This is a genomic window from Microvirga sp. GN3, from assembly GCF_055792825.1.
Map to the genome: position 1 here is coordinate 165,675 of NZ_JBVVAK010000001.1, position 12,583 is coordinate 178,257.

A 12,583-nucleotide genomic window follows, 5' to 3' on the forward strand; every position below is an offset into this window, starting at 1 on the left:
GGTTTCCCGACCTAACCTTTATTGCTTGGCTTGCCGCAGACGCCCGACGATGCCGCCCGGGAAGGCATAGACGCTGATGATGAACAGCGCTCCGAGCCACAGGAGCCAGCGATCCGGGTGGATGAGGTTGGGCAGGAGCGGGATGCCCGCCAGGGCCGCGCTCCCGGCGCCCATCAGCACCTGCAGATAGCTCTGGGCCAGGACGAACAGCGCGGCGCCAATGACTGCGCCGTACATGGTGCCCATGCCGCCGATCACGACCATGAGCAGGATGTCGACCATGATCGAGAAGGAAAGGGTGGTGTCGGGCCCGTTATAACGGAGCCACAGGGCCATGAGCGCGCCGGCGATGGTCGCGGCGAGCGCCGAGATCACGGAGGCTGCCGTGCGATAGGCGACGACGCGATAGCCGAGCGCCTCCGCCCGGAACTCGTTCTCACGGATCGCCTGGAGCACGCGCCCGAAGGGAGAGTTCACGATGCGCAGGAGTGTGAGAAAGACGGCGAGCGAGACGAAGAAGACGAGATAATAGGCGAGGAGCCGCCCGTTGATTGCCGTGCCGAACAACGGCTCGGACAGGAGCCGGAAGGCGGGGCGCAGCGCCTGCGGCAGCTGGAACGACAATCCATCTTCACCACCGGTGATGTTCGACATCTGCGAGGCGAAAACGGCTGCTGCCGAGGCGACTGCAAGGGTGATCATCGAGAAGAAGATGGCGCGCACCCGCAGCGACAGGAGACCGATGGCGACGGCCAGCACGGCGGACAGGGCGAGGGCCGATATGAGCCCGATGGCGGCCGAACCCCAGGTCGGGCCCGAGCGCTCGAGCGCAATGGCGATGCCGTAGCCGCCGATTCCGAAGAACATGGTGTGGGCGAAGGACACGATGCCGGAATAGCCGAGTAGAAGGTCATAGCTCGCGACCAGCACGATGAAGACGCAGATCTTCGCCGCCGTGCCGACCGGCTGACTGCCGGAGAACAGGAACGGCGTCGCGGCGAGAACCAGCAGGATGGCGATGAGGATGGCGCTGAGCACCCGCGAGCGCGGCATGTCCGAGGACAGGATCGCGCTTAAGAAACCGCCGCGTCGGCGCGTCTCGTCGAAGGGAAGGGCGAGGGTGGGGGAGGTGCTCATCGGCGGGCCACCGGAAACAGGCCCTGCGGACGCCAGATCAGGACGAGGGCCATGACGAGGATGTTGGAGATCAGGGCGAGCTTGGGCTCGATGAAGCCTACATAATTGACGACGAGCGCGACGAGGAGCGAGCCGACGAAGCAGCCGCCGACGGAGCCGAGGCCGCCGATGATGATGACGATGAAGACCAGCACCATCACTTCCATGCCCATGCCGGCGGTCAGCGTCTGGCGATAGAACGCCCACATGACGCCGCCGAGCCCGGCGAGCGCGGAGCCCGCGATAAAGACACTGACGAAGAGGCGGCGGATGCGGTAGCCGAGAGCCTCGACCATCTCGGGGTTCTCGACGCCGGCCCGGATCAAAAGGCCGATGCGGGTGCGGTTGAGCAGAAGCTGCATGCCGAGGAAGACCACGAGCCCGATGACGACCGCCACGACGCGGTAACGCTCCATGACGATGTCGCCGAACACGAAGGCGCCGCGCAGCGACTGTGGCAGCGGGATCGGGATCGGCGAGGCGCCCCAGATCGCATGGATCGCCTGCTCGGTCACGATCAACCCTCCCATGGTGACGAGGATCTGCTTCAGGTGGCTGCCATAGACCGGGCGCACGATGACGCGCTCGAACACGGCGCCGACCACGCCGGTTACCGCCATGGCGCACAGGATGCACAGGAGCAGCAGCGCGAGGTTTAGCCCGATGGAATCCGCCGTCGCCCAGCCGGCGAGCGGCCCGAGCACGAGGAGCGTGGCGTAGGCACCTAGCGAGATGAAGACGCCGTGACCGAAATTGATGATGTCCATCAGGCCGAAGACGAGGGTGAGGCCCGAGGCCATGAGAAAGATCATCATGCCCATGGCAAGGCCCGCCACCGTGAGCGTCACCCAGGTCGAAGGGCTGCCGACGAAGGGCAGCGCCAGGAGGGCGAGGGCCGGGATCAGGAGGAGGGGCAGCCAGTCCGTCTTGGCGCGCGGCAACTCGGTCGGGGCCGATGTTTCAGCGGTCATGTCGCTCATTGGTGCGCATCCAGAGAGAGGCCGAGCAGGCGCTGCTGCAGGGATTTGTCCTCGACCAGCTCGCGCATGGCGCCGGTATGCACGATGCGCCCGTCATCCATGACGACCACGTTGTCGCCGAGCGCCGAGGCGGCATAGAAATTCTGCTCCACGAGCAGGATCGTCTCGCCCTCCGCTTTCAGCGCCTTGAACGCCTCGATCATGGATCGCACCATCACGGGCGCCAGGCCCTTGGTCGGCTCGTCGATGAGCAGAAGACGGCGCGGCTCCGCGATGGCGCGGGCGATGGCGAGCATCTGCTTCTGGCCGCCGGAGAGATTTCCCGCCGGCAGGTTCCAGAAGCGCTTGAGGGCGGGAAACAGCCCGAGGATCCAGTCGAGCCGGGATTTGTCGACCGGCCCGCTGCGCGCGGCGAGCACGATGTTCTCGCGCACGGTCAGGTCGGTGAAGATGCCCATGGCCTCTGGCACATAGGCGATGCCCGAACGCGCGATGTCCGGCGTGGAAGCCGTGGAGATGTCGCGGCCGTCGAAACGGATGCGGCCGGAGGAGGCCTGCCACAGGCCCATGATGGTGCGCAACGTCGTGGTCTTGCCGGCGCCGTTGCGGCCGAGCAGCATCGTCAGCTCGCCGGCGGGCACGGCGAAGTCCACGCCGTGGAGGATGTGATAGGGGCCGATATGCGTATGCACATCGCTCAGCTGGAGGAGGGGCTCAGTCACGGGTGGTCTCCACGCCGAGATAGGCTTCCTGCACCACCGGCGAGGCAATGACCTCCGCAGGCTCGCCGTCGGCGACGAGCGTGCCGTTGTGCAGCACGATGATGCGGTCGGAGAGTGAGCGCACCACGTCCATCTTGTGCTCCACGAGAAGCACCGTGGCATCCCCGCGCTGCTTGATGTCGTGAATGAGCTCCAACACGGTCGGCACCTCGTCGACGCTCATGCCGGCGGTCGGCTCGTCGAACATGAAGACCTTCGGTTCCATGGCGATCAGAAGCGCCACTTCGAGTTTGCGCTGATCGCCATGCGAGAGAGCCTTCGGGGCGATGTGGCGCTTGTCGGTAAGGCGCACCCTTTCCAGGATGCTTTCCGCCTTCTCGATCAGATCGCGGCGCGTGTTCCACACGTTGAACAGGGCCCAGCCCGCATCGGCGCGGCTCTGCACGGCGAGGCGGACATTCTCAAGCGCCGTCAATTGTGGGAACAGGTTGGTGAGCTGAAACGCGCGCCCGAGTCCGCGCCGGGTCCGCGTGGAGGGCGGCAATCCCGTGATGTCCTCGCCCTCGACGATGACCTGTCCGGAGGTGGCGCGCAGCTGGCCGGAGATGAGATTGAAATAGGTCGTCTTGCCGGCGCCGTTCGGACCAACAATCGCCGTGAGCGTACCGGGCGTGAACCGGCACGACACATCGTTGACGGCCACATGGCCGCCGAAACGAATGGTAAGCCCGCGCGTTTCGAGCGCGGGCGTCGTTGTCGCCGATAAGGTCACGTGGGCTTAGCGCTTGTTGCGAACCGGGACCGGCATCTTATCGGCTGGGATGACACCGACGAGATCGAGCAGGTCGTTCGCATCCTTGCCATTGGCCTTGACCTTGAAGTGATACATCTCCTGCAGGGCCTGATGGTCTTCCTTGCGGAAGGTCATGGGACCCTTCGGCGTTTCGAAGGTCATGCCTTCCATCGCCGCGATCAGTTTCTCGGTATCGGTGCCGCCTGCCTTCTGGATCGCCGTGACGGCAGCGGAGGCCGCGGCGAAGCCGCCTGCGGTGAAGAAGTCCGGCGGCGCGTTGTAGCGCTTCTGGTGCTCGGCCACGAGCCAGTCGTTCATCGCGTTCTTCGGGAAGGCATAATAGTAATACACCGCGCCTTCCATGCCGGGATAGTTCCTGTAGATCTGCATGGCCGGCAGGATGTTGCCGCCGGGCGCAATCTCGATGCCGAAGCGCTCCGGCTTCAGATCGGCGATCTTCGGCAGCGGGTGCTGTCCGGCCCAGATGATGTTGATGATCTTCTTGCCCGGCTTGTCCTTGAGCGCGTCGAAGATGCGCTGGGCGGAAGCGGTGAAGTCCGTGGCGTTCTGCGGTGCATATTCCTCGAACACTACTTTCGCATTCGGACGGATCTCGGCGAGCGCGTTCTTGAGAGCTGCAACGCCGTCCTTGCCGAAGGCGTAATCCTGCGCGAGGGTCGCGATCGAGACGTCACCGCTTGCTGGAACGGCGGCTGCAGCGCCATAGGCGTCCTGGGTCGAGTTGCGCGCGGTGCGGAAGATGAAGCGGTTCCACTTCTCGCCGGTGATCGCGTCCGCCACGGCGGGCTCCACGATCAGCACCTTGCCGTTTTCCTCGGCTACCGGCAGCATCGCGAGAGCCGCCGCGGACGACGTGGTGCCGACCGCGAGATCGACATCGTCGTCGTTATAGGCCTGCTCCAGCAGGGTCTTGGCGAGATCGGCCTTGAGCTGGTCGTCCTTCACGATCACGTTGATCTTGCGGCCGTTGACCGCCATCGTGCCCTTCGTGAGATATTCCAGGCCCATCATGAAGCCGGCTTCGGTCTGCTTGGCATAAGCCTCAAGCGGACCCGTCTTGCCGGCGATCAGCGCGATCTTGATGTCTTGCGCGAAGGCCGCGGACGCAAAAAGAATGCCTGCCGCAGCGGCAGCGAATGTAAGCTTCAGGCGCATCGAACTCCCCATGTTTTATGGGGTCATTGACTGCGTCGCCAAGCTAAGTGTCAAGTTCGACTCTCGGACCATCCGCAGGGAAAATGACACAAGGTTGCCGGGCCGGATCAGGCCTCTGGCAACACCGGCGTTTCGATATCCTTCGCCTCGCGACCGCGCCGTGCGGCTTCGCGTTCCAAGAGGATCAGAACCACTCCGGCGCCGCAGATCACGGCGGCGCCGACGAGTGTCCAGAATCCGACGACGTCGCCGAAGAACAGGTAGCCCAGTATGATGGCCCACACGATCAGCGTGTACTGATAGGGCGCGACGACCGAGGCCGGTGCAATCTTCAGCGAGCGGTTGACGCAGACATGGGCCGCCATGGAGACGATGCCGAGCAGGAACAGACCTGCGAGATCGAGCGGACCGGGCGTCACCCAGGCGAGAGGGGCTGCAACGATGCCGAAGATCAGCGTGCCGAGAATCTGTCCGAAGACGAGCGTCGCATCGTCTGTTTCCCGTAATTTGCGGGTCGTGATCATCAGGAGCGAGTAGAACAGGCTTCCCGCGAGCGCGATGAGAGCGGGCAGGGACAGGGTGGCAGGGGACGGACGTAGAGCGATGAGAATGCCGACGAAGCCGACCCCGATGGCAAGGATGCGCGGCTTGTCGATCTTCTCACCGAGCCAGAAAGCTGCAAAAGCCGCCACATAGATCGGCCCGGCCAGATAATAGGTCATCACGTCCGCCAGGGGCAGGTAAGTGACCGCCCAATAGAAGCAGGCGACTTCAAGCGTCGAGAGGATGATCCGCACCGCGTGCAGGCCCGGTTGCGGCGGAATGGCGAAGGGCACCTTTCGCTGCCGCATCAGAGGCAGCAAAACCGCCAGGGCCGCAACACTACGCAGGAGCAGGACCTGGCCGACGGAATAGGTGGCGACGAGCCACTTTCCCATGACGTCGTTCATGGCGAACATAAAGACGCCGAGCAGCATCAGGCCGATGCCGACAAGCGTGCCCGAGCGCACTTTCGGCGCGGAAGACGAAGCGGAGTGACTCATGGGCCGGATCAATGAGGGAAAAATAACTTGATTCCAAGGCTTTTGACGTCTGACTTAGGTTGAAAGCCCCTGGAGACAGCGAAATGAGTGAGCCGACGCCCAAAGATCCTGAGTACGAAGCCCGCGTTCGAGCGAGCTTTGGGGCTCAAGGATTGATGGTGACGCTGGGTGCCTCTCTAGTGCGCGTATCGCCCGGTCAGGTCGAGATCTCGCTGCCTGCCTCCAAGGCAGTGTCGCAGCAGCACGGCTTCGTTCACGCGGGAGCTTTGGCCAGTATTGCGGATTCCGCCGCCGGCTATGCCGCCCTGACCCTGATGCCGCCCGGCGCCGGCGTGCTCACCACTGAGTTCAAGATCAACCTCCTGGCACCGGGGATCGGCGAACGCATGATCGCCCGGGGCAGGGTCATCAAGGCGGGACGGACGCTCACCCTCGCGCAGACCGACGTCTTCGCTATCCGTGAGGACGTCGAGAAGCACATCGCCCTGCTCACCGCGACGCTCATGACGGTGGAGGGGCGTGAGGGTGTGAGTGATTAAAACGTCTTCGCCCCGTTCACGGGCAGCATGATTGCGTAGAGCGAGGTGGTGGCGCAGATGTAAAGGCGGTTCCGTTTCGGTCCGCCAAAGACCACGTTCGCCACGCCTTCCGGCACCAGGATCTTGCCGATCAGCGTGCCGTCAGGATCATAGCAATGGACACCGTCTCCGGCGCTGGTCCAGATCCGCCCTGCCTCGTCCAGCCGGAAGCCGTCGAACAGGCCCTGCGTGCAGGTGGCGAAGACCTTGCTGCCCGAGAGGCTGCCATCGGCGTTCACATCGAAGACGCGGATATGGCGCGGCCCGTCCTTGACGTGGGTCGCGCCGGTATCGGCCACGTAGAGGCGTGTTTCGTCGGGCGAGAAGGCGATCCCGTTCGGGCGGACGAAATCGTCGCCGACGATGCCTGTATTACCCGTCTGAGGATCGATGCGGTACACATGGCAGGCGCCGACCTCGCTGTCCGCCTTGTGTCCTTCGTAATCGGAATCGATGCCATAGGCAGGATCCGTGAACCAGATCGAGCCGTCGGACTTCACCACCGCATCGTTGGGACTGTTGAAGCGCTTACCCTGGTGGTGGCTGGCGAGCACCGTGATGGAGCCGTCATGCTCCGTACGCGTCACGCGTCGGTTGCCATGCTCGCAGGTGACGAGGCGGCCCTGCCGGTCGACCGTGTTGCCATTGGAATACCCGGCCGGATGACGAAAGACGCTGACGGCGCCCGATGTCTCGTCGAAGCGCATCATTCGGTCGTTGGGGATATCGCTCCAGACAAGATAGCGGCCGGCCGGGAAATAGGCCGGGCCCTCCGCCCAACGGCAGCCTTCCGCCAGTTTTTCCAGGCGCGCTGATCCTTTGACCAAGTGCTGGAAGCGATCGTCAAGAACAACGGCGACATCTCTGAACATGGAGAAAGATATGTCCTGTCAGTGAGCCATCAGAACGGGCATGGTGGCGTTGCTCAAGATGTGGCTGGTGGCGCCACCGAAGAACATCTGCCTCAGGCGGCTCTGTGTATAGGCGCCCTTCACAAGAAGATCGCATCCGAGAGCAGCGGCTTTCGAGAGAATGGTCTCACCGGGCTTGTTCGACGGGTCCGGCGCCGTGATCGCCTCCGCCGGCAGATCGTGCATCCTCAAATGCCTTGCAAGTTCCGATCCGGACGGGCCGGGCACGCCCCAATCGTCGAGTTCGAGAACCACGATGCGCCGTGCCTGCTTGAGCAGCGGCATCGATCCCAGGACAGCGCGGGCCGTTTCCGTGCTCCGGTTCCAGGCGATTACGGCGGTTTCGGCGAAGGTCCGGGGCGCATCTGGCGGTGCTACGAGAACGGGACGGCCGGTCTCGAACAGGGCCGCCTCCACGGTGGAGAGACGCGTCTGACCGTTCGATCCATCCGGCCGCCCGACCACGATGAGATCGAAAACCCGACCATAGGCGCCGAGGAACGCGTCTTCCATCAGGCCATCCTGCCGCCAGCCGGAACTCAGTCCTGGAAGGCCCGCGGAGGCGCGCGCAATCTGCTGCGTCGTCATGAAGGCCTCGAACCGCTCGCGGCAGGCGCGGGCCATTTCGAGGCGGTTCTCCGGGGTGATGGGGGAGGGCACGCCGATGGCGATGTCCACCGGCAGCACGACCGGGTAATCGGGGGTGATGGCAATCCCCTCGATATAGCTGTCGAACAATCGGCCGAGTTGCAGGGCCGCCTGCAGCTGAGGCTCGACGATACCGTGATCTTCAATCGGGATAAGGATGCTTTTCATGAGGATTATTGTCGCGCTTAAACCCCCGCTCGGCAAGACCATCCGAAAGTTCACCCTGGCTGTGGATGGGATTGGGTTTGACATCCGATTGTCGTCGGCTCCAGCTTGAATGCCCTGCCAAATCATGGAGGCCCTCAAGATGCGTCAGTTCGCAACCATCAGCGCAACCACTCTCCTCGCATTGTCCGTGTCGGTGACGGCCTATGCCTTCGACCCGGGCAATACGGGCCGGATCAAGACGCTCGTTGATACCGGTATGCAATACTACTGGTCCGGTGGGGACGTGAAGAAGGCGGAAGCCGAGGTCTTCAAGGGCATCACCCTGCATGGCCGTTACGATGTGGTGGAAAAAGCCTTCGCGGAGGCCTCTTCGCTTGCGCCAGAGCGTCTCGATTTCCGCTTTGCCGTCGCTTCGTCCCAGATTCTGCAGAAGAATCTTGCCGGTGCTCGCGCGACCTATGAGGATATCCTCGCCAAGAACCCGTCTTCCTTCGATGCCCAGGCCTGGCTCGCGGCGCTCGCCCGCATCGAGGGCAAGGCCGATGAAGCGGCTTTGACGGATCAGGCTCTTGCCGCTCTCGACCGCGCGCGAGCCGAGACCTATCGCCAGCTCTTCGCCCGCGCCGAGGCTATCATGGCCGAGCGTCCGAACGTGGATGCGCCGACGGTTCCGGGCCGCGTGATGATCGTCGCTCTCGGCTATGCGTTGGCCAAGGATGGAACGGCGGAAAAGCCCCTCCTCGATCGCCTGGACGTCACCTTGAAGGCCGCCAATGCCAACCCGACGGCGCGCATCATGGTCACCGGCGGTCAGCCTCAAGCCGGCGTCACGGAGGGTGATGTCATGACCAAGTGGCTCGTCGAAAAAGGCGTCGACCGCGATCGCATCCTGATCGAGGACAAATCGAAGGATACGGTCGGGAACGTGCTGAACGTCGCCAATCTGCTGAAGCGCCACACGGCCGATGCGGTCATCCTGGTAACAAGCTCCAGCCACATGCGCCGCGCTCGCACTTTGCTTGAGGATGCCTTCCGGCAATACGACATCAGTGCGCCGATCCTTCCCGTTGTCGCGCTCGACGCACCGTCGATTGAGGAGGCCGCCAAAGTCTCGAAGGACGAGAGGATGGTGATCTACCGCGATCTCATGCGGGTCTCAGGGCTATGGGCTTATCCGGGTATCCAGCAATAGCGGTCTACTCGATCTTGAAGTCTTCTGGTTTCCAGGAGACTTTCGGATATTGCGGGTCCATCTCCTCGAGGGTCGCCTTGACGATGGTCGCGATAGCCGCGTTGCGGACCCATTTCCGGTCGGCGGGGATGACATACCAGGGGGCCCATCTGGTCGAACAGCGGTTGAGCATGACCTCATAGGCCTCCTGGTAATCGTCCCAGTGCTCCCGGTCCTCCAGGTCGCCCGGGTTAAATTTCCAATGCTTCGTCGGATCGTCGAGACGCTCCTGAAGCCTCTCCTCCTGCTCATCCTTTGAAATGTGCAGCATGAACTTGAGGATCGTGGTGCCGGTTTCCACCAGCATCTTCTCGAAGGCGTTGATCTGTTCGTAGCGCTGCTCGATGATCTTATCCGGTGCAAGCTTGTGCACTTTGCCGATCAGAACGTCCTCATAATGGGACCGGTTGAAAATGCCGATGGTGCCACGTCTCGGACAGGCATCATGGACGCGCCAGAGATAGTCGTGCGCCAGTTCAAGTCGCGAGGGCGGACCGAAGGCGTGGACCGACACGCCCAAAGGTCCGGTCGCATTGAACACGCCGCGGATCGTGCCGTCCTTGCCCGACGTATCCGTGCCTTGAAGGATCACGAGCAGAGCCCGGGAGCCTTCCGCATAGAGCCGGTCCTGCAGGGTATCGATGTCCTTCGCAAGAGCGGCCGTGGCGGCCTTCGTCTCCAGCTCGTCGCCGAAGAGGGACTTGTCCCGCGGGTTGCGATCCTTCAGCCGGAACTTCTCGCCGGGCTCGACCCAGAGCTTTTCCAATAAGGACTTTTCCTGATCTGGCATTCCCGACCCTCCATTCCTTCAGGACGATAGGGCATAGCGGCGGGAAAGGAAGGTTTGGATCGTTGCCGATGCACTCTTTACGGTTGTCCTGACAGGACTTACCAGAGTTTTACCAGCCCAAATGGAAGAGGCTGCCACGATGCTTTCACTCTACTACTATCCCGGCAATGCCAGCCTGCTGCCGCACATGATGCTGCGGGAAATCGGCGCCGATTTCGAGCTGCGTCTCGTGGACCGGGGGCAGAACGCCCAGAAAAGCCCTGATTATCTCAAGCTCAATCCCAGCGGACGCATTCCGGTTCTGATCGACGGCGACTTGGTTCTGTTCGAAACGGCGGCTGTCGCCTTGCACCTTGCCGACAAGTTCCCAGATGCGGGCCTCGCCCCCGCCGTCGGAACGGCGGAGCGGGCTGAGTTCTACAAGTGGATGATTCATCTCACGAATACGCCGCAGGCGGAGTATCGCGCCTGGTTCTATCCACATGAGCATGTGACTGACGAGGCGGCTGCGCCCGTCGTGAAGCAGGCAGCGGAGCAGCGCCTCAATCGCATGTTCGACGTGATCTCTGGACAGCTCGGCGACAGGACATGGCTTCTCGGCGAACGCTTCTCCGCCGCGGACCTCTTCCTGTTCATGCTGATCCGCTGGGGCCGAGGCATGCCGCGCCCGCCACGCAGCATTCCGAACCTGAACACCCTCGCCGAGCGTGTGCTGGCACGACCCGCCGTGCAGAAGGCGCTCGAGATGGAAGGGATCAAGGCTCCGATCTTCTGAGTCTTACCTTTTTCGCGATGTTCGCTTCGCAGTGCGGCGCTCGGGTAGCACCTGATCGACCTTGTTCATCCCCGCCCAGGGATCTCGCTTCAGCGCGGTAAGGCGCTTGCTCAAATTCTCGACGGTGAAGCCGTTGGGTTTGAGATCGGACGACAGCTCTTCCCAGGCTACCGGCGTCGCCACGGGAGCGCCGGGTCGTGAGCGAGACGAATAGGGCGCGATTGCCGAGGCCTCCCGGTTGTTGCGTAGATAATCGATGAAGATGCGACCCTCGCGCTCCTGCTTGACGGACGTGGTCGTGTAGCGATCAGGCTCGTCGGCCTCCATGGCCTCGGCGATCTCCCGCGTGAAGGCATTGGCATCCTTCCAAGGTGCTTTTGGCTTGATCGGCACAACCACATGCAGACCCTTGCCGCCGGTCGTCTTCACGAAGCCTTCCAGCTGCAATCCCTTCAGACGCTCACGGAGAGCGAGCGCGCCCTCGATCACGCGCGGCCATTCCACGCCTTCTCCGGGATCGAAGTCGAAGATAAGCCGGTCGGGCCGTTCCAGGTCGGCCAGCGTCGCGCCCCAGACATGCATTTCCAGCACGCCCGATTGCACGAGCGCGACAACGCCCTGGATGTCGCGAACGGTCAGCACTTCCAGCTTGCTTTTTCCGTCCGGCACCATCTCCGGGTGGATGAAGGAACTCATGCCCGCCCAGGAGTGACGTTGGACGAAGCATTTCTTTTCCGCTCCTCCGGGACAGCGGATGAGCGTGAGAGGGCGATCGATCAGATGCGGCAACAGCCAATCCTGGATGCCGACATAGAACTCCGCCAGTTCCTGCTTGGTGAGACCCTGATCCTCCCACAGCACACGATCCGGATGAGTTAGGGTCACACCGGCCACGTCGGCCGAACGGCCGTCCGATGTCTGGGACTTTGAGGAGCCTCGCTTCGAAGGTTTTTCAGGTTTGGCCGATGCCGCCTTCTTCGTCGGCGCTTTCCGCTTCGCAGAGCTCTTGGCCATGCGGCCCGGTGCAATCTCCTCCAGAGAGCGTCCGGTTTTCACCGACAGAGGCGCTTCATCTAGTATATCCGGATCGTCCTCGATGCGGGCATAGGCATCGTCTGCTTTGATCAGAAGCCAGGATTCCTGCCTTTCGTGGGGGCGCTTGCCCATGCGGACGAGATGCCACGTCCCATGCAGCTTCTCGCCATCGAGATGGAAGGTGAGGCGGCCCTTCTCGTAGCCCTCACGGGCATCACCCTCCGGCTCCCATGTCCCCCAGTCCCACAGCAGAACGGTACCGCCGCCATATTGGCCCTCCGGGATGATGCCTTCGAAGTCTCCATAATCGAGTGGATGATCCTCGACATGGACGGCAAGGCGCTTCTCGCCTTTGACGAGGCTCGGGCCCTTCGCCACCGCCCAGCTCTTCAGGACACCGTCGAGCTCCAGACGGAAATCGTAGTGCAGGCGCGAGGCGTCGTGCTTCTGGATAACGAAGGACGCTCCCCGCCGGCGGGAGGCCTTGCCCGCCGGCTCGGAGGTTTTGGTGAAGTCGCGCTTGGCGCGATAGGCTGCGAGCTTTGCCATGACGTGGA

General features: G+C 62.9%; 13 protein-coding genes and 1 pseudogene. 3 read left to right on the top strand and 11 right to left on the bottom strand.

The window, feature by feature from the left end; all coding sequences use genetic code 11:
* Positions 1-18: 18 nt before the first annotated feature.
* From ACS5Q1_RS00720 to ACS5Q1_RS00745, 6 genes are all read right to left on the bottom strand, one after another.
* A complete protein-coding gene (locus tag ACS5Q1_RS00720) occupies positions 19-1,137 on the bottom strand; it encodes a branched-chain amino acid ABC transporter permease (protein WP_473096395.1) in 1,119 nt (372 codons plus the stop codon).
* The gene (locus ACS5Q1_RS00725; protein WP_473096396.1) at positions 1,134-2,156 is read right to left on the bottom strand and encodes a branched-chain amino acid ABC transporter permease; all 1,023 of its coding nucleotides are present in this window, start codon (positions 2,154-2,156) and stop codon (positions 1,134-1,136) included. Before ACS5Q1_RS00725 ends, ACS5Q1_RS00720 begins: the two co-directional genes overlap by 4 nt.
* Complete coding sequence (locus ACS5Q1_RS00730; RefSeq protein WP_473096397.1) at positions 2,153-2,878, bottom strand: ABC transporter ATP-binding protein; 726 nt, start codon at positions 2,876-2,878, stop codon at positions 2,153-2,155. Before ACS5Q1_RS00730 ends, ACS5Q1_RS00725 begins: the two co-directional genes overlap by 4 nt.
* Positions 2,871-3,650 carry an ABC transporter ATP-binding protein gene (locus ACS5Q1_RS00735; protein ID WP_473096398.1) on the bottom strand — a complete coding sequence of 260 codons (780 nt, stop codon included), beginning with the start codon at positions 3,648-3,650 and terminating at the stop codon, positions 2,871-2,873. The genes ACS5Q1_RS00730 and ACS5Q1_RS00735 overlap by 8 nt, the downstream gene beginning before the upstream one ends.
* A gap of 6 nt (positions 3,651-3,656) precedes the next feature.
* Positions 3,657-4,847 carry a substrate-binding domain-containing protein gene (locus ACS5Q1_RS00740; RefSeq protein ID WP_473096399.1) on the bottom strand — a complete coding sequence of 397 codons (1,191 nt, stop codon included), beginning with the start codon at positions 4,845-4,847 and terminating at the stop codon, positions 3,657-3,659.
* 107 nt (positions 4,848-4,954) lie between these two features.
* On the bottom strand, positions 4,955-5,890 hold the full coding sequence (locus ACS5Q1_RS00745; protein ID WP_473096400.1) for a DMT family transporter: 936 nt from the start codon (positions 5,888-5,890) through the stop codon (positions 4,955-4,957).
* Between the two features lie 83 nt (positions 5,891-5,973).
* On the opposite strand from ACS5Q1_RS00745, the gene ACS5Q1_RS00750 reads away from it, so the two are divergent.
* Positions 5,974-6,429 carry a PaaI family thioesterase gene (locus tag ACS5Q1_RS00750; protein ID WP_203443245.1) on the top strand — a complete coding sequence of 152 codons (456 nt, stop codon included), beginning with the start codon at positions 5,974-5,976 and terminating at the stop codon, positions 6,427-6,429.
* Here ACS5Q1_RS00750 and ACS5Q1_RS00755 read toward each other — a convergent pair.
* Positions 6,426-7,340: an SMP-30/gluconolactonase/LRE family protein gene (locus ACS5Q1_RS00755; RefSeq protein WP_473096401.1), complete on the bottom strand. Its 915-nt coding sequence runs from the start codon at positions 7,338-7,340 to the stop codon at positions 6,426-6,428. The genes ACS5Q1_RS00750 and ACS5Q1_RS00755 overlap by 4 nt on opposite strands.
* Before the next feature lie 18 nt (positions 7,341-7,358).
* Entirely contained in the window at positions 7,359-8,195 is an 837-nt protein-coding gene (locus tag ACS5Q1_RS00760) for a universal stress protein (protein WP_473096402.1), read from the bottom strand.
* A 139-nt stretch (positions 8,196-8,334) separates the two neighbouring features.
* Between ACS5Q1_RS00760 and ACS5Q1_RS00765 the strand changes: the two genes are divergently transcribed.
* Positions 8,335-9,387: an ElyC/SanA/YdcF family protein gene (locus tag ACS5Q1_RS00765; RefSeq protein ID WP_473096403.1), complete on the top strand. Its 1,053-nt coding sequence runs from the start codon at positions 8,335-8,337 to the stop codon at positions 9,385-9,387.
* A 4-nt stretch (positions 9,388-9,391) separates the two neighbouring features.
* On the opposite strand, the gene ACS5Q1_RS00770 is transcribed toward ACS5Q1_RS00765, so the two are convergent.
* A complete protein-coding gene (locus ACS5Q1_RS00770; protein WP_473096404.1) occupies positions 9,392-10,216 on the bottom strand; it encodes a polyphosphate kinase 2 family protein in 825 nt (274 codons plus the stop codon).
* Between the two features lie 139 nt (positions 10,217-10,355).
* Here ACS5Q1_RS00770 and ACS5Q1_RS00775 point away from each other — a divergent pair, with 139 nt between their 5' ends.
* Positions 10,356-10,991, top strand: coding sequence for a glutathione S-transferase family protein (locus tag ACS5Q1_RS00775; protein ID WP_473096405.1), 636 nt, complete (start codon positions 10,356-10,358; stop codon positions 10,989-10,991).
* A 3-nt stretch (positions 10,992-10,994) separates the two neighbouring features.
* Here ACS5Q1_RS00775 and ligD read toward each other — a convergent pair whose 3' ends face one another.
* Together ligD and ACS5Q1_RS00785 are read right to left on the bottom strand one after the other, a co-directional pair.
* The gene (gene ligD / locus ACS5Q1_RS00780; protein WP_473096446.1) at positions 10,995-11,885 is read right to left on the bottom strand and encodes a non-homologous end-joining DNA ligase; all 891 of its coding nucleotides are present in this window, start codon (positions 11,883-11,885) and stop codon (positions 10,995-10,997) included.
* A 51-nt stretch (positions 11,886-11,936) separates the two neighbouring features.
* A pseudogene (locus ACS5Q1_RS00785) lies at positions 11,937-12,575 on the bottom strand (DNA polymerase ligase N-terminal domain-containing protein); the annotation flags it as partial.
* Between the last annotated feature and the right edge of the window lie 8 nt (positions 12,576-12,583).